The organism is Fodinicola feengrottensis, from assembly GCF_010993775.1.
Taxonomy (GTDB): Bacteria; Actinomycetota; Actinomycetes; order Mycobacteriales; family HKI-0501; genus Fodinicola; species Fodinicola feengrottensis.
In genome coordinates this window covers 94,867-110,134 of the sequence record NZ_WOTO01000029.1, presented here as the reverse complement: position 1 = coordinate 110,134, position 15,268 = coordinate 94,867, and the positions used below count along the sequence as shown (strand labels likewise).

Below are 15,268 nucleotides of genomic sequence, written 5' to 3'. Positions count from 1 at the left end.
CGGGATGGCTTTGCCGTTCGCGTTGGGAAAGTCATAGGTCGAGACCTTGACCGGATTGCCACTCTCCCGCCATTCCCGCCGGGCGTGTCATGCCAAGTGTGTAAGCCGGAGGTGTACCAAGATCGACTGGCCTGTTGGTTGGTCGGAAGGGACACCGTATGACTCGGAACATTTCGTCTCGTCGTGATGATGAGACGGCGGCTGCGCGGCTGACGGGGGCGCTCTCGACCGCGACGATCGATGCTCTACTAGCGGACGCGAAGGCCACTGGGACGCCGGTAGACGGGGCGAACGGTCTGCTGAACCAGATGACCAAGGCGGTGCTGGATCGGACGTTGCAGGTCGAGATGAGCGACCACCTGGGCTATGAGCACGGCGCGCCGGAGGGACGCGGGTCCGGCAACTCCCGGAACGGGCTAACCCGCAAGACCGTGTCCACGCTCAGCGGCCCGGTCCAGATCGAGGTGCCGCGGGACCGGAACGGGACGTTCGAGCCCACGATCGTACCCAAACGTGCCCGTCGTTTGGGGAATATCGATGACATGATCCTGTCTTTGTACTCGCGAGGAATGACAACTCGTGACATCGAGGCGCATTTACTTGAAATATATGGAGTAAACGCGTCCCGGGAGTTGATCTCGAACATCACCGACGTGGTCGTCGACGAGATCAAGCTGTGGCAGTCACGGCCGCTGGACGAGGTCTACCCGATCCTCTACATCGACGGGATCCGGGTCCGAATCAAGGACAACGGCGTGGTCACCACCAAGGTCGCGTACCTGGCCATCGGAGTGGACGTGGACGGCCGCAAACACTCCCTCTCGGATGCTGGATCCAGGACACCGAGGGAGCCAAGTTCTGGGCCAAGGTCCTGACGGACTTGCGCAACCGCGGCGTGCGGGACATCCTCATCGCGTGCTGCGACGGGCTGACCGGGCTCCCGGACGCGATCCGCTCAATCTTCCCTGACACCGTAGTGCAAACCTGCGTCGTGCACGTCATCCGCAACGCCATGCGGTTCGTGTCCTACAAGGACCGCAAACCACTGGCCGCGTCGATGCGCGAGATCTATACCGCGCCCACCCTGGAGGCCGCCGAGCTCGCCCGCGACGCGTTCGCCAAGACCCACGGCAAACAATACCCCGGAGCCGTCGACGTGTGGAACAACGCCTGGAACGACTTCACCCCCTTCCTGGACTACCCCGCAGAACTCCGGAAAATTGTCTACACCACCAACCAAATCGAATCCATCAACTTCCAACTCCGCAAAATCACCAAAAAAACCGCGGACACTTCCCCGACAAAGACGCAGCCATGAAACTCATCTACCTCGGACTACGCAACATCTCCACCCAACGCGGCGGAGCCTCAGGAACAGGCACCTGGGGCTGGAAAATAGCACTCAACACCCTCACCCAACTATTCCCCGGCCGCCTAACATTCTGATATAATAAGACAAGTAAGCCAATCACCTCCGGCTTACACAGAAATCGTGACAGGCTCTTCCCGCCCGGCCTGCGTGAACCTCCCGACCAGCTCCTTCTTCTTCGTGTCCACGCTGATCACTGGATCGCCAGTGGTCAGGAAATCTTCGGCGAGTCCGTTGATGTAACGGAACTGGGCGTCACGATCAGGATGCTGTTCACCCTCCAGGGTTTTCCGGGTTCCTTGCAGGCTGTAGCCCATCCCGCGGAGAATATTCCGCACGAGCGTATGACTAGCCGCATAGCCTTGCTCGGTTGCCTCCTTGGCGAGATTGCGAGTTGACTTCGTAGTCCACCGCAACGGGGACTCCGGATCACCTCGCGTTCCAGGCTCAATCAAGGAATCCAAGCAATCCATCAAATCCGGGTCGGCGTCCTCGGCCTTCTTGCGACCCCCGCCAGGAATCCGCACACGACCCCGCGGGACACCATCACCCGCAGCATCCAACTCCCGCACACCCCGACGAATCGTCGGCATGGACACACCGGTCGCGCGAAACACAGCGGAAATCCCACCATACCCCCACGAACAAGCCTCCGTCGCCAACGCCAACCGCCGCTGACGTTCATCCAAAGCCGGCAGCAAACCGGCCAGACGCTCCGCCATCGCAGCAAATTCAACAGATCGATCCTTGGGCACCCCGACATAATACCAAATAATCAGCCAACTTGAAATGTTATTTCATTCCAATTCCTAAGCTCCAGCTGCGTACTGACATTGACTCCCCACCAATGAAACTGCCCATGCGGGGAGAGCACTCCTTTGGAGACACCGGTCGTGCCGGAAGTGTAGAGAATGAGCGCAGTGTCGCGAGGACGGACATCGGCAGGTTCGATGCCCATGCTCAGCGGTGGCAGCGCGACGGCCAACGGCGACTCGGGTTCCCGGCCGTCCAGCGTCCAGATTCGTCGAAGCGACGCGGTGTCCGGCAACGCTTCTATCCGATCGAGAAAGGCATTCTCGATCACCAGCAGCTCGGCCGCACAGTTGGTGAGAATGTGATGGAGCTGTTGGCCGCGTACGCCGGTGTTGATGGGAACGGCGATCGCGCCCATCCACGCACAACCCAGAATAAGGTCGAGCACCTCGATCCTGTTGTCGGCCATGATCGCGACCCGCTCACCGGCCGCGATTCCTTCCGCTCGCAGAGCGGCCGCGAATCGGGATGCCCGGTCGCACACCTGCGAAGCGGTCCATCGATCGGCACCGATCCGCAGAAGTGGCCGATCGGGCGACTGCTTCGCCCGTGCGCGCAACAGGTCGGGAATGGACAGTGGCACCGATTCAGCGAATTTCTCCGCCGCGTCCACGGTTGGCGAAATCAAAGCTGCACCCCCGGCGAATGGCATCGTACGAGCACGCCTCCGAAGTTGCAGCACGACCGCCCCGCTGGCCAGCGCTCGGTTCGCTGACCGAAACAAGGAAGTGCGACACCATCGCGACAGCACCAGAATAGGGATGGGTCACGACGACAGGGAACGGATCAGATGAGAATCCTTTGGCAGAGTTTCACCGCTTCGGGAAGCACGTATTTGCGTCTTCTCCAGGATGCTCTGCGGGCACTGGCCGGTGATCAGGTCGAGGTTGTCGTCGCCGGCCTGGAACGGCCGCACCCGTACATTCACCGGCTCAGCGAGGCCGCTGCGCGTACGAACTCGTCGCCGCCAACCTGGACGCCGCACGGCGCGGTTTCGACGCCGTGGTGGTGGGCCATTTCCAGGACGGCGGTGTCCATGAACTGCGGGCTGCGCTGGACATTCCGGTGGTCGGTCTCGGTGAAACCACCCTGATCCATCGGATCGTCCACGAGGCACGGGACAACGGGATGGCGCTGGTCATCTCATCCGCCGAGATCGATGAGTTGTTGCTGCTCTGCGACCGTTTTGTCGTGCTGTTTCGGGGCCGGGTGGTGGCCACGCTCTCCCGTGCCGAGGCAACCCAGGCACGGCTCACCCACCTGGCGACGGAGGGACCGCGATGACCGACATTCAGAGTGGCCCCCGTACCGAAGGTCGCGATTTATCCGCGACCGACCCACATCTGAGTTCCCGAGTCCGCTCTTTTCTCGCCCACTCGCGGATCGCGATGATCGCGATCGGCCTTGTCCTGCTGATCGCCTATTTCGCCGTCACTCAGCCGACGTTCACCACCGAAGCCAACATCAAGACCCTGCTGACCAGTGTCTCCATTCTCTGGATGCTGTCGATGGGCTTGACCTTCGTCCTGATCCTGGGCGGGTTCGACCTGTCGATCGGGTCGATGATGGCCCTTTCGGGGTTCATTTTGGCCTGGTTCTACCACGATTTGGGATTCCCCATCTTCGTGGCATGCGTGGCCACGGTCGTACTGGCCGGAGCGTTGGGTGCGCTGTCGAACGGATTCCTGATCGGCCGCCTTCGCGCCTCTTTCATGGTGGTGACGCTGGGGACATTGTCGCTCTTTCGCGGACTGGTCAACCTGGTATCGGGCACCGAGACGAAGGCGATCAATTCCGGATTCCTGGACGGAATGGCATTCGGGAGCGTGGTCGGCATACCGATTCCGGTGATCATGATGGCCGTGGTGTTCTTCGCGGCATGGTGGGTGTTGCGGTTCACCCATTTCGGCCGGGACTTGTACGCGGTGGGCGGCAATTTCCAGGCGGCCCGACTGGCTGGCATCAACACGACTCGGGTCACGATCTGGGTGTACGCGATCTGTGCCTCGGCCGCTGCCCTCGGGGCGGTGCTGCAGTGCGCCCGGGTCGCCGCGGCCAGCCCGCAGGTCGGCGACACGATCATGTTCGACGCGGCCGCCGCCGTCCTGCTCGGCGGAACCGCGTTACGCGGCGGCTCGGGCGGTGTGGTGGGCACCGCCATCGGGGTGCTTTTCCTTGGCACCCTGGCCAATGGCCTCGCGATCTCGGGCGTTCCCAGCTACTGGCAGCAAATTCTGAGCGGACTGATCGTCGCGGGTGCCGCGGTCAGCGAAATCCTCCAGCGCGAAGGGCTCTGGTCGATCAACATTCGGCTGTTTTCCCGGCGAGAGCCGCACTAAATCTCGGAGGCGTTCGGTGGCCACAGAACCTGCCGGCATAAAGACCCAGATCGAGGACTACGCGCTGACCGCTGTCCCACTGGCCGCCCGCCGAGGCGGCTGGGGACTCCTGATGAATACGGCGGGCATCGTCTCGACGCTGGTCCAGCTGGCGATCGGCGGCGGAGTGACCCTGATCGCCGGGGTCGGCTGGGGGATTCTCGCCGGTCTGCTGGTGACGGTCTTCGGCGGCACCCTGGGCTGGCTGGTCGGCCACGTGGCGTACCAGAACGGCACCTCCAGCACGGTGACCTCACGCGTGTACGGGCTGGGAATCCGTGGTTCGGTGATCGCCTCGCTGATCTATTCCTTCATGATCATCGGATTTTTGGCGCTGGAAGACGCGCTGCTCTATTACGGGACACTCTTCATGTTCGGCTGGAAACCGTCGGTGGTCAACGCGATCGTTATCTACGGTCTTTTGACGGTGGTGTGGATCGCGCTCACGACATTCGGCCTGAAGCTGGTGCAACGTACGTCGACAGTGCTGCTCATAGCATTTCTCATCCTGGCGATAGCTCTCGCGGCCATCGCGGTGACCACATCGGGTCTGTCATTGTCCGCGATCTTGACGGCAGGACCGGTGACCGGCGGCGACGGCAGCGCGCATTTCGCCGCGGTGATCGCCATCCTCGCGGGTTCGGCCGGCGGTGCTCTCGCGCTGACCGACGCCGACTTCGCCCGGTATGCCCGTACCAGCAAGGATGTCGGCATCCTCGCGATCGGCGGGGCGATCATGATCGACATCGTGATGGTGGTGCTGGGCTGCCTGATCGTAGGAGCTGGAAGCAGCGCGGTCGCCACATACCTTGGTAAGAATCCGGCCGTCGCGGCCAGCCAACAGGGCGCCACGATCGCGGAAAAGGTTTCGTGGATGGCGAACAACAACTCCGGCGCCTATTTCATCGTCTTGGCCGGACTGCTCGGTTTTTTTGCTGATGTACGTGGCACAAGCCAAAGCGCAGGTGCCGAACACCTACTCCGGGTCGCTCTCACTGTCCAACCTCTTCGACGGGCTGCTGCGTCGCAATGTGGGCCGACTGACCATGGTGGTGCTCGCCAATGTCATCGGACTGCTGATGGTGGCCGGAGACATTCTGGGCCTCATCAATCGGTACCTCGGAGTCCTCGGCGTGACCACGACCGCGCTGGCCGGCGTGATCATCGCCGACTATTACCTCATACGGCGGCGCAAAGTGGCGGACCCAGACGAGGTCGAATCCGTCAACTGGGCTGGCGTGGTCTCGGTTCTGGCTTCGGCGGCCACCGGCGGTTTCCTGACCGAGTCGGGCATCACGCCGCTGGGCTTCCTGGTCACCCTCGGCTCGGTGCTCGTCCTGTATCCGGTGCTGCGCCGCTATGTGTTCCGTGCAAATACCGCGAGCGAGCGATGACCGGACGATGACCTGGGCCAACGCTGCCCTTCGCGAACTCGACGTTTTCGCTGCCTTTACCGGCGGATCGCCAGCGAATACGTCGAGTTCGCGGTGTTTTTTATCGAGATATAGGGGAATTCTCTCCGGGGGCCGTCTTTTGACAATTGTCATACGAGGAACGGTTGACGGCAAATCGGGGGCCAACTTGGGGAATGTGTGCTCTCTCCATTGACACGCGAGAGGTCGCGGGCAAAGATCATGCCCGCACAAGCAAGCACGGGCATTATTCACAAGGCGAACCGTCCACCTCTCCCGTGGGGCAGCCGCCCCACTCCCTGCGCCGCCCCCTGCCCACCCGCTCACCGCGGCGCCGCCGAAGGGATGCACACCATGGAAGTAGCAACCCACCGAACCGGCTGGCCGAGATTCTCGGCCGTACTCCTGATCGCTCTGTCGCTGTTCGCGAGCGGGCTCGCGAACAGCAGTCCGGCGCAGGCGCGCGCCAGCGTGCGGCGTACTCGCCGTGTGGAGCAGCACAGCAAGCGAACAACGCGGTTATCAATACCTGCTACCAAATCGGCGTGCCCTACTCATGGGGCGGCGGGCACGGCCCGCAACCGGGCCCGACGCTGGGTCAATGCGACCCGAACAATGGCGCGCCCAACGACTGCCATGTCAAAGGTCTCGACTGCTCCGGGTTGGTCCGCTACGGCTACGCCCTCGCGCTCGGCCCGGACATCCTCGGATCGGGAAACACCGATGCACAATGGCATTCACCGGCGGTGAAGACGCACTTCTACAGCACCGCTCAAGCTCTCCCCGGTGATCTGCTTTTCTACAGCAGCAACAACACTGTCGCCGGGATCCATCACGTCGCCATGTATCTCGGCGCCGGCTGGATCGTGGAGGCCGCCAACTCTGGCGAGCTGGTCAAGGTCTCCAACCTGTCGGCCCACACAGACTTCTATGGCGGCGCACGACTGTTCACTGGGCGCCCGCATTACACCACGACACTCGGCATTTACCGCGGATTAAGCTCGACGTTCTCTTTCAGCAACTCGACCACGAGCGGCCACACCGACGGGACCTTGACTTTCGGTGCACAGGGCGACATTCCGGTCAGTGGCGACTGGAACGCCGACGGCTTCACCACCGTAGGCACCTTCCGCCCCAGCACCTCCACCTTCTATTTCGACAACTCCAACATCACCGGCAACACCGACGGCTCGCTCGCCTTTGGACAATTCGGCGACCACCCGGTCACCGGAGACTGGGACTGCGACGGCTCCACGACGGTTGGCGTCTATCGAGACAGCAACTCGACCTTTTACTTCGACAACTCCAACATCACCAGCCGCATCGACGGCTCACTCACCTTCGGCCAGAAGGGTGACATACCCATCACCGGCGACTGGGACGGCGACGGCTGCACGACGGTTGGCGTCTATCGACCCAGCAACTCCACCTTCTACTTCGACAACTCCAACATCACCGCACACACCGACGGCTCCATCACCTTCGGCGCCACCGGCGACGTACCAGTCACCGGCGACTGGAACGGGGACGGCTACACCACGATTGGCGTCTTCCGGCCGACAACCGGGGTCTTCTACCTCTGCAATTCCAACATCACTCCACACACCGACATCACCACCGCCTTCGGGCAACAAAACGACACACACACCGATAACCGGCGCCTGGAACCACTGAGCCGTGGCCGAAAGGAGGGAAGAAATGGTGAAGAAATATCAGTGGACGCTCGTACCGTTAGTGGCGTTGGCAATGGTGCTTGGCGTGACCAAGGCGGCTGCCGCCAACGCATTGCCCAGCACCATGGGAACCACGGTCGGTCCGCTCGCCTCGACCGGATGCAATGGCCACTACGACGACAATAATCCGCCGGCTTCGATCCGTGTCCTTATCACCGCGACCGGGTCCATTGTCACAGTGCCATTCGAACAGTACGTCAAGGACGTGCTGCCCAACGAATGGATCGCGAGCTGGAGCGCGGCCGCACTGCAAGCCGGCGCGATGGCAGCGAAAACTTACGCCTGGTACTGGACAAACCATTCCGGCGACCGTACGTCCGGTGGCCAGTGCTTCGACGTGTACGACAGCACCAGCTCCCAGGTTTACAAGGCCGGGAGCCATCAGCCGTCGACCGACGCCGCGGTGGACGCCCACCTGGCCGGTCTCCATGCACCGTGGCGGCGCGATTTTCGAAAGCCAATACCGCGCGAACCTGACCGGAAACAATGGCGAGGGCTGCGGCGCCGGCGCGGACGGCAGCAAGATGAGCCAGTACGGATCACAAGCCTGCGCGGTGGCCGGGTACTCGTACCAGCGCATCCTGACCACGTACTACTCCGGCATCACGCTGTCCACCGGCGGTGGACGCCCGCATTACACCACGACGCTCGGCGTTTATCGCGGACTCAGCTCCACGTTCATTTTCAGCAATTCAACGACCAACGGCCACACCGACGGAACACTCGTTTTTTCGGTGCCCAAGGCGACATCCCCGTCACCGGCGACTGGAACGCCGACGGCTTCACCACCGTAGGCACCTTCCGCCCCAGCACCTCCACCTTCTATTTCGACAACTCCAACATCACCGGCAATACCGACGGCTCACTCGCCTTCGGACAATTCGGCGACATCCCCGTCACCGGCGACTGGGACTGCTGCGACGGCTCCACCACAGTCGGCGTCTACCGACCCAGCACGTCCACCTTCTACTTCGACAACTCCAACATCACCAGCCGCATCGACGGCTCACTCACCTTCGGCCAAAAAGGCGACGTACCCATCACCGGAGACTGGGACGGCGACGGCTGCACGACAGTCGGCGTCTACCGACCCAGCAACTCCACCTTCTACTTCGACAACTCCAACATCACCGCACACACCGACGGCTCCATCACCTTCGGTGCGACCGGCGATGTACCAGTCACCGGAGACTGGAACGCAGATGGCTACACCACCATCGGCGTCTACCGACAAACCACCGGCGTCTACTACCTCTGCAACTCCAACATCACCCCACACACCGACATCACCACCGCATTCGGACAACAAAACGACACCCCCATTACCGGCGCCTGGAACCACTGACGGTTGACGGGTCGCCGCCCGATGGGCAACCGTAGCGACCATGAGCAGCAGCAGCCCCGCCAGCGGAGCGTTTGGGTCCCAACGCTCCGTTCGGCGGTTCCGTCCACGCGCGTGTCAGTGCCGTCCTGCCGACGCTCTCGGAGGCCGAGCAGCGGCTTGCCCGGGAGGTCCTCGCCCATCCGGCGCAGGTCGCGGCCACCACCATCGTCGACCTCGCCGCGAGCTGTGACATCTCTCGTACGACGGTCACTCGGTTCTGCCGGTCCGTCGGGTTGTCCGGCTACGGCGAGTTGCGGCTGGCGCTGGCCGCGGAGGTCGGGCGGATGAGCCACGACCCGGTCCATCCGACGCCGGCCTGGTCGGAAGGAACCAGCGGGGTCGCGCCGGACGAGCCGATGCCGCGGGTTCTCGCCCAACTGCTCGCCGCCGACGTACGCGCGCTGGAGGACACCGCCGCCCGCATCGATCTGGTCGCGCTGGAAACTGCTGCCGAGCGAATAGCCACCGCCCGGAGCATCGACATTTACGGCGTGAGCGGCAGCAGCGCATCCACCGCCGGCGAATTCAGCCGGCGACTGAACCGGATAGGCCGGCGTACGAGCGCCTGGAACGAGATCCACGACGCGCTGGCAAGCGCCGCACTGCTGACTACTGGGGACGTCGTACTCGCGATTTCACACACCGGCGGGACAAAAGAGGTCGTGGAGGCGACCGCGCTGGCCCGGGACCAGGGCGCCACCACGATCGCAGTCACGAACTCGCCGCGTGCACGGCTCGCGAAGGTCAGCGACATCGTGCTGGAGACCGTGTCCAGGGAAATCTCCTTCCGCTCCGGCAGCATGGCCGGGCGGCACGCACAGATGCTGATCCTGGACTGTCTCTACATCGCCGTCGCCCAGCGCACGTACGCGGACACCCAGAGCGCCCTGGAGCGCACGGCCGCCGCGGTCGCGGACCATCACTGGAAAGGCGGCGCCTGAGCAGGTCCGGCTCGCCACACTGAGAGCCGTTCCGGTCGGATTTACAGCCCCCACGAACGATTGATCATGTCCTGCGCGATGCCCTGGGCCTCTTCGTACCGGTCCGGGTATTCCGAGCGCTGGACGGCCTGCGCGACCTGGCCGGCCGTCATCCAGGTGTTGTCGGCCGCCGTCGGAATGGCATAGTCGAGGAATTTGTTGGTGGCATAGTACGGATCCATGATCTGGTCGTACGTGCCCCAGCCCTGGCTCGGCCGCTGTTGGAAGACACCAATCGAGTCCTGGTCACCACACGGCAGATTGTTGGCATGCGACTCCACCCAAGCCGTCTCGAATTCAGCCAACCGCACCCGGTCGTCGACGCCCCGCTGGTTTCCCACACGTCCCGCAGGATCCGCAGAATATTGTCGTCCGCGGTGGACGGAATCGACGAGCAGTCCAGCGGCCGTACCACGGTGGCCGGCCGATGCGTCCCCGCCGCCAGCGCTGGATCGACGCCGGCCTGCGCGGCCGCAGCCGTGCCACCGACCAACGCCGCCGCGAGAGCGCCCACCAGGAGTCCTCGACTCCACCCACGACTGATCACGTTTTCCATTGTCCACGCCCCTTTTCTCTCGATGCCGACCAGGCCCGTGACCCTCGTACGAGGGCCGCGCTTATCGCCTCAGTAGGTATGCCGTTCCGCACTGCCAGGGAACATTTCGAAGATGGGCTGCTGGGTCACTTCGTACACGCCTTAGATCATGGTTGTAAAGGGTCCGTCTCCACCTAATTAATTCGACCGGACACGAACACGCGGGGCCGTAAATCCACGGCTCCAGGCTCCTAATTCCGCCCCGCCGGACGTCCGCATGGCCCCCATACTTGCGTCAGACGCAAGCATGGGGGCCATGCGGACGAGCTTCCTAGCCCCGATGAGGCGCTGCTAATAGGCGAACGCGCAGAGCGCTGGCCCCCACTCGGTGTAGCCGGTGCCGTGGACCCAGAAAGTCGCACAGGTATGACGCCACGTGTTGGCGATCTGGCTCTGCCCTTCACTGACGGTCCACCACCGCTCCGCGGTGTTGCCGGATTGACTGGGGTCGTCAGCGTTCCACGCGGCCCAATGGCCATACACCGAGTTGCCACTCGGGACACTCTGCAACTTGACCGCGGTGTAAAACTGGAAATCCTTTTCGACGCTGATCCAAATGTGCGCGTTGCTAGTCCAGTACATCGGCCGCACCGTGGAAGCTTCGGCCGGCGATGTCGCCGCCAGAATCAAGGCCGTAGCTGTCACCGCTGCGACAAGGACGGCGAGAGTGCGCCGCACACCGCTACTCACCTTCATAAGCTCATGCTCCAATCTCGACTACCGCCCGGTGACCGATGGTCACCTCAGATATGACGGCATGTGCGTACGCACCTTCGCCGCGGCGGAGACTTTGCGGTCCGCACCGCGAAAGTGCCGGTCGAGTAGAACATGCAGGCGGTAGCGAACGCCAGGGACATTTGTCATCAGCAACGACCAGCGATTCAGCACGCCACAGACAGACCACTAGGGCTTGGACACGAGCTCACGCAGGCACTGATCTCGGTGGCTGAGCAGCTCGCCGGCGTCGTCTTCGTCGACAGTCAAGAGCGCGAAGGAAAAATCCTCGATCGCTTCAGCGTGCTGGCCGGCCTGGTGGCGCGCGATGCCGCGGTTCATCCGTATCGTCGGGTCGTCGTCGAGCGCGATGGCCCGGTCGAAATAGCTGATGGCCGCGCTGATCTCGCCCTCGTCAAAATGCCAGTATTCCGAAGTTGCACCAACCGGCGGCCAGCGACGGATCGAGCTCTACCGCGGCGGCGAAAGCCTCGCGGGCCGCCGGCAGATTTCCACGACGCTGTTCGAACATACCTTGCAAACAACGCAGCTGCGGATGGTCGGGACTCAGAACGAGCCCGGTGTCGATGTCCTCGCCTGCCTTCTCCCACTCATCGAGATCCAACTGGCAGGTGGCCCGGTTGACATAGCCGTCCACCAATGTGTCATCCAGCTCAAGAGCGCGGTCGAAATCCGCGATCGCGCGCGCGGCAGGTCGCCCTGTTCCATCGCCAGGTCGCCGCGGTTGAAATGGGTTTGTGGATACGGCGGGCTGAGCCGGATTGCCGTTTCGTAGTCGGAAAAGGCCAGCTCCACCGCGCCCAGCTGCCGATGCACTTCGGCCCGCTCGACGTAGTACTCCGAATAGTTGGGGTCGACGCCGATCACCGCGTCGTACGCCCGAAGCGCCTCCTCCGGCGAACCAATACGACTCAACAGCTTCGCCCTGTTGTACATGAGCACCGAGCGGTGCGGCGCGAACCGGCCAGGATCGACCTCCTCATCCAACCGGGCCAGCCCCGCGTCCAGCAGGCGCAGTGCCGCCGAGAAGTTGCCAAGGTGCATTTCGACGAGCGCTCTGCCGTTTTCCTGAAAGGTGACGTTGTACGCCCGGCGTTGCTGTTCGGTGCCGAGTGACGCGATGCAGATGGCAGTGTTGATCAAAGACATCGCCCGCCCCTGGTCCCGCTTTTCGTCGTAGAAGCGGGTGTAGAGCATCGCACGCCCGTACGCGGACCCAGATGGACAGCGGGCAGCGTGCTGCTGCGGCAGGCGTCCTCGTACACCTGCTCCGCCTCCGCCGGCCGGTCCAGCGCCGAAAGCGCGGTCCCCATCTTGACGGTGGCCAGCCAGCAACGTTCGCCGTCCACTGACCAGTCAAGCAAGTCCAGTACGTGCCGACCGAAATGCAACACCGACTCGTAGAAACCCTGCATTAGGCAGTGCTGGAGAGCTATCTCGGCGGCCTTGGCGCCGGCACCGGCCGGATCGCTGCCGCGCACGAGATGGTAAGGGACAGCACCAAGCTGCAGCGAGAACTCGTTGCGCCCCAGCAGATCCCGTGCGCGCTGGTCATGCAGGGCGGCGCGCTCGGCCGGATCCAGGGCCAGGTAGGCGGCTCGCTGCCGATCGTCGCCGACGCATTCCGCCGCCACATAATCCGCCGGATCATCAGTCCACGAGTCATCGTTCTCGGATATCTCGTCGGCCTGGACTTTGGTGGTGTACTTGCCAAGAAATCCGGCGAGCGGTTCGCTGACCTCACCGGCCGTACAGATCACCAACCGCAGCCGCCGCGGGTCGGCGCGGCGAAGGAGAATCGTCAGGAGCTCGACGTCGGTGGCCTCCGACAGCTCGGCGTTCTCTATCACCACCAATGGCGCTGGACCGTCCAGGCGCGCGAGGTATGCCAGCAGGAGATCGACGAATCCGTGTGCCAGCCGCGCGGTCTGGGTAGCCGAGAAATACCTGGTCCGATCCTGCGGAGCGGCGGTGGCCATCAACGTGACTCGCTGGCATTCGAGGCTGTCGGCGAGCTCCGGCGCGATGGCGAGCAGTTCCAGGTCATGCCGCTGAGCGAGTTCGCGATGGTGACTCAACAAGTCTGGCGCGATAGTACGCAACATGCTGCCACCCATGGTGTACGGGCCGCGAAGGCGGTGGTGCGCGTCGATCGTCGCGAACGGCGTTCCCAGGCGCAGCGACGCGACCAGCGCGCGACCGGCCTTCCTACTCGATGTCGCGACCCACAGGTGGTTGGCGGTGTTCATGCGCGCTCCTTGAAGTTCTTTTCCTGGCTGGACAACGTGCCGCGGCCGCGGCGCTCGCGGACGGCCAGAAAGGCCGCGAAAGCGAGCTGGCTGACGTTGATGACGAGCATGGCGGCCGCATCGGCAAGTCGCGCCGGCCGCGCGTCACCGGACAGCAGGGTGTGCATCGCGGTCGTCAGGAACTGCCAGCCGATCGGAACAATGGCGAACACCAGAACGGCCAGCATGACGGCGTAACCGGCGACGTGCAGCGGGGCATACCATTTCGCCACCTGACGGTCTCGCGGATGCCAGTTTTCCGGGTCAATCAAACGATCCCGCCGTCCCAACAGACGCTTGACACCGTTGCCGATCATCGCGCTGCTCGTTCCGTGCAAATCCACACACCCGAGCACGGTGGTGACCAAATAGTAGATATCCGTACGCATGAAGAAATAGAACTGCCAGACGACCCTCAGGACCGAGGTGAGCACGAGCGCGAGACAGACATGACCAACCAGCGAGATCGTACCGTCCGGCTCGCGGGTGAGATACGCGACAATCGTCAGTACGGACATACCCAGCAGGTCAGCCAGCATCCCAGCGAGCATCGGCAGATAGCGCTTGCGCCGCGGTACGACCACCAGTCCGTCAATCGCCGTCTCGAACACCAGCAAATAGAATCTTCGCCCCACTCGGGTACGACAAGGCAGTCCCAGGCGCCGGCCCGCGAGGACATGGAACATCTCATGCCACATGGACAGCGGAAGCTGCCCGCAGAACAGTGTCACCTCGATGACCAGCAAATAGGGCGAGAAGAAGATGTGCTGACGACTGGGCAACAAACGCGGATCCAGCACCAAAAGCACCACCGCCACCGCGACCAGGAGAGCGTAACAACACCAGGCGGGTGGCGAGAACATCGCCCGGCCAAGCCGCTGCCACCGCACCGGTCCAACCCGTGCCACGTCATCGACACGGAGAAAGTCAAGTTCCCGAAGTGTCTCGACAAATTCGGCCATGTCGACGTCTTCGCCGTACGTCTTGCTGTACCACTGGGCGGCATCCTCGGTGGCCCGGCCGGCGACGAGCTCTTGGAGCAGCGCGGCGCCGTCGTCGGGAAACACGCCGTACGAGTCGACATCGGTACGCCCGACGACAACCTCGCCACCCTCCGGTAGGAAAGACAACGAATGGAATCGCAACGTCCCGCCCTCGACCTGGAGCGACATCACTTTCCTTTCCGAGGATGGGAATCACCGGAGACCAAAGGACGCGACAGGGGCTCGCGGTCCTTCGGTCCCCGGTGGCGCCTGCGCTATGCGCAGCAACAACAGCCGTAGCACTGGGCTGGAATGGTCAGCCGTACGGTGCCGGGCTTGCGCACCTTGATCTGCTTCATCTTCGGTTTGGCTGGCTTCATGGATTTCACCTCCTTCTTGACAAACGACGGGCATCACTACCTCGACGCCAATGGTGTCCGGCGTCGAGGAGACATGGGTGGGATCGCCGCGAAACGCGACAGTGGGTTGGACCCACTGACCCACGTAGGCCGTCAAGACTTCGTCAGAACAACAAAATCGAAGGCTCGTGGCGCATTTTTGGCTCCCCCGTGGCATGTTCGCATTCCTGCAAATGAAT

At 63.0% G+C, this 15,268-nt stretch carries 17 protein-coding genes and 1 pseudogene; 8 read left to right on the top strand and 10 right to left on the bottom strand.

Features of this window, described 5'->3' with window-relative positions:
- Positions 1 to 209: 209 nt before the first annotated feature.
- Positions 210 to 1,446: pseudogene (locus GNX96_RS25650) on the top strand (IS256 family transposase).
- Positions 1,447 to 1,479: 33 nt separating this feature from the next.
- Here GNX96_RS25650 and GNX96_RS25645 read toward each other — a convergent pair.
- Both GNX96_RS25645 and GNX96_RS25640 read right to left on the bottom strand, forming a co-directional pair.
- Complete coding sequence (locus GNX96_RS25645; RefSeq protein ID WP_163570047.1) at positions 1,480 to 2,124, bottom strand: ISAzo13 family transposase; 645 nt, start codon at positions 2,122 to 2,124, stop codon at positions 1,480 to 1,482.
- 20 nt (positions 2,125 to 2,144) lie between these two features.
- Entirely contained in the window at positions 2,145 to 2,810 is a 666-nt protein-coding gene (locus GNX96_RS25640; RefSeq protein WP_163570046.1) for an AMP-binding protein, read from the bottom strand.
- A 162-nt stretch (positions 2,811 to 2,972) separates the two neighbouring features.
- Here GNX96_RS25640 and GNX96_RS25635 point away from each other — a divergent pair, with 162 nt between their 5' ends.
- The 3 genes from GNX96_RS25635 to GNX96_RS25625 are packed head-to-tail and all read left to right on the top strand — an operon-like array spanning position 2,973 to position 4,521.
- Positions 2,973 to 3,275 (top strand): hypothetical protein, encoded by a 303-nt coding sequence (locus GNX96_RS25635; protein WP_163570045.1) that lies wholly within the window; start codon positions 2,973 to 2,975, stop codon positions 3,273 to 3,275.
- A complete protein-coding gene (locus tag GNX96_RS25630; RefSeq protein WP_163570044.1) occupies positions 3,248 to 3,466 on the top strand; it encodes a hypothetical protein in 219 nt (72 codons plus the stop codon). The genes GNX96_RS25635 and GNX96_RS25630 overlap by 28 nt, the downstream gene beginning before the upstream one ends.
- Positions 3,463 to 4,521, top strand: coding sequence for an ABC transporter permease (locus tag GNX96_RS25625; RefSeq protein ID WP_163570043.1), 1,059 nt, complete (start codon positions 3,463 to 3,465; stop codon positions 4,519 to 4,521). Before GNX96_RS25630 ends, GNX96_RS25625 begins: the two co-directional genes overlap by 4 nt.
- Before the next feature lie 57 nt (positions 4,522 to 4,578).
- On the opposite strand, the gene GNX96_RS64835 is transcribed toward GNX96_RS25625, so the two are convergent.
- Both GNX96_RS64835 and GNX96_RS64830 read right to left on the bottom strand, forming a co-directional pair.
- The gene (locus GNX96_RS64835; RefSeq protein WP_390624147.1) at positions 4,579 to 4,806 is read right to left on the bottom strand and encodes a hypothetical protein; all 228 of its coding nucleotides are present in this window, start codon (positions 4,804 to 4,806) and stop codon (positions 4,579 to 4,581) included.
- A gap of 165 nt (positions 4,807 to 4,971) precedes the next feature.
- Positions 4,972 to 5,448, bottom strand: coding sequence for a hypothetical protein (locus tag GNX96_RS64830; protein WP_390624146.1), 477 nt, complete (start codon positions 5,446 to 5,448; stop codon positions 4,972 to 4,974).
- A gap of 50 nt (positions 5,449 to 5,498) precedes the next feature.
- Between GNX96_RS64830 and GNX96_RS64825 the strand changes: the two genes are divergently transcribed.
- The 4 genes from GNX96_RS64825 (at position 5,499) to GNX96_RS25605 (ending at position 10,030) form a co-directional block, all read left to right on the top strand.
- Complete coding sequence (locus tag GNX96_RS64825) at positions 5,499 to 5,954, top strand: cytosine permease (protein WP_390624145.1); 456 nt, start codon at positions 5,499 to 5,501, stop codon at positions 5,952 to 5,954.
- 563 nt (positions 5,955 to 6,517) lie between these two features.
- The gene (locus GNX96_RS25615; protein WP_163570042.1) at positions 6,518 to 7,831 is read left to right on the top strand and encodes a C40 family peptidase; all 1,314 of its coding nucleotides are present in this window, start codon (positions 6,518 to 6,520) and stop codon (positions 7,829 to 7,831) included.
- The gene (locus tag GNX96_RS25610; RefSeq protein ID WP_163570041.1) at positions 7,731 to 9,050 is read left to right on the top strand and encodes a SpoIID/LytB domain-containing protein; all 1,320 of its coding nucleotides are present in this window, start codon (positions 7,731 to 7,733) and stop codon (positions 9,048 to 9,050) included. The genes GNX96_RS25615 and GNX96_RS25610 overlap by 101 nt, the downstream gene beginning before the upstream one ends.
- A gap of 71 nt (positions 9,051 to 9,121) precedes the next feature.
- Positions 9,122 to 10,030: a MurR/RpiR family transcriptional regulator gene (locus GNX96_RS25605; protein ID WP_163570040.1), complete on the top strand. Its 909-nt coding sequence runs from the start codon at positions 9,122 to 9,124 to the stop codon at positions 10,028 to 10,030.
- A 41-nt stretch (positions 10,031 to 10,071) separates the two neighbouring features.
- Here the strand turns inward: GNX96_RS25605 and GNX96_RS25600 are convergent, their stop codons facing one another.
- The 6 genes from GNX96_RS25600 to GNX96_RS25575 form a co-directional block, all read right to left on the bottom strand.
- On the bottom strand, positions 10,072 to 10,410 hold the full coding sequence (locus tag GNX96_RS25600; RefSeq protein WP_163569962.1) for a hypothetical protein: 339 nt from the start codon (positions 10,408 to 10,410) through the stop codon (positions 10,072 to 10,074).
- A 545-nt stretch (positions 10,411 to 10,955) separates the two neighbouring features.
- Positions 10,956 to 11,246, bottom strand: a complete 291-nt coding sequence (locus GNX96_RS25595) for a hypothetical protein (RefSeq protein ID WP_163570039.1) — start codon at positions 11,244 to 11,246, stop codon at positions 10,956 to 10,958.
- A 321-nt stretch (positions 11,247 to 11,567) separates the two neighbouring features.
- The gene (locus GNX96_RS25590) at positions 11,568 to 11,720 is read right to left on the bottom strand and encodes a tetratricopeptide repeat protein (protein WP_163570038.1); all 153 of its coding nucleotides are present in this window, start codon (positions 11,718 to 11,720) and stop codon (positions 11,568 to 11,570) included.
- Positions 11,721 to 11,945: 225 nt separating this feature from the next.
- Complete coding sequence (locus GNX96_RS25585) at positions 11,946 to 12,548, bottom strand: tetratricopeptide repeat protein (protein ID WP_279581469.1); 603 nt, start codon at positions 12,546 to 12,548, stop codon at positions 11,946 to 11,948.
- Positions 12,539 to 13,648, bottom strand: coding sequence for a hypothetical protein (locus GNX96_RS25580; RefSeq protein WP_163570036.1), 1,110 nt, complete (start codon positions 13,646 to 13,648; stop codon positions 12,539 to 12,541). The genes GNX96_RS25585 and GNX96_RS25580 overlap by 10 nt, the downstream gene beginning before the upstream one ends.
- Positions 13,645 to 14,859 (bottom strand): hypothetical protein, encoded by a 1,215-nt coding sequence (locus tag GNX96_RS25575; RefSeq protein WP_163570035.1) that lies wholly within the window; start codon positions 14,857 to 14,859, stop codon positions 13,645 to 13,647. Before GNX96_RS25575 ends, GNX96_RS25580 begins: the two co-directional genes overlap by 4 nt.
- Between the last annotated feature and the right edge of the window lie 409 nt (positions 14,860 to 15,268).

Coding starts and splice junctions, on each gene's coding strand:
- GNX96_RS25635 (WP_163570045.1), top strand. CDS start 2,973: ATGAGAATCCTTTGGCAGAGTTTCACCGCTTCGGGAAGCACGTATTTG.
- GNX96_RS25625 (WP_163570043.1), top strand. CDS start 3,463: ATGACCGACATTCAGAGTGGCCCCCGTACCGAAGGTCGCGATTTATCC.
- GNX96_RS64825 (WP_390624145.1), top strand. CDS start 5,499: ATGTACGTGGCACAAGCCAAAGCGCAGGTGCCGAACACCTACTCCGGG.
- GNX96_RS25595 (WP_163570039.1), bottom strand. CDS start 11,246: ATGTACTGGACTAGCAACGCGCACATTTGGATCAGCGTCGAAAAGGAT.
- GNX96_RS25590 (WP_163570038.1), bottom strand. CDS start 11,720: ATGAACCGCGGCATCGCGCGCCACCAGGCCGGCCAGCACGCTGAAGCG.
- GNX96_RS25585 (WP_279581469.1), bottom strand. CDS start 12,548: ATGTCTTTGATCAACACTGCCATCTGCATCGCGTCACTCGGCACCGAA.
- GNX96_RS25580 (WP_163570036.1), bottom strand. CDS start 13,648: ATGAACACCGCCAACCACCTGTGGGTCGCGACATCGAGTAGGAAGGCC.
- GNX96_RS25575 (WP_163570035.1), bottom strand. CDS start 14,859: ATGTCGCTCCAGGTCGAGGGCGGGACGTTGCGATTCCATTCGTTGTCT.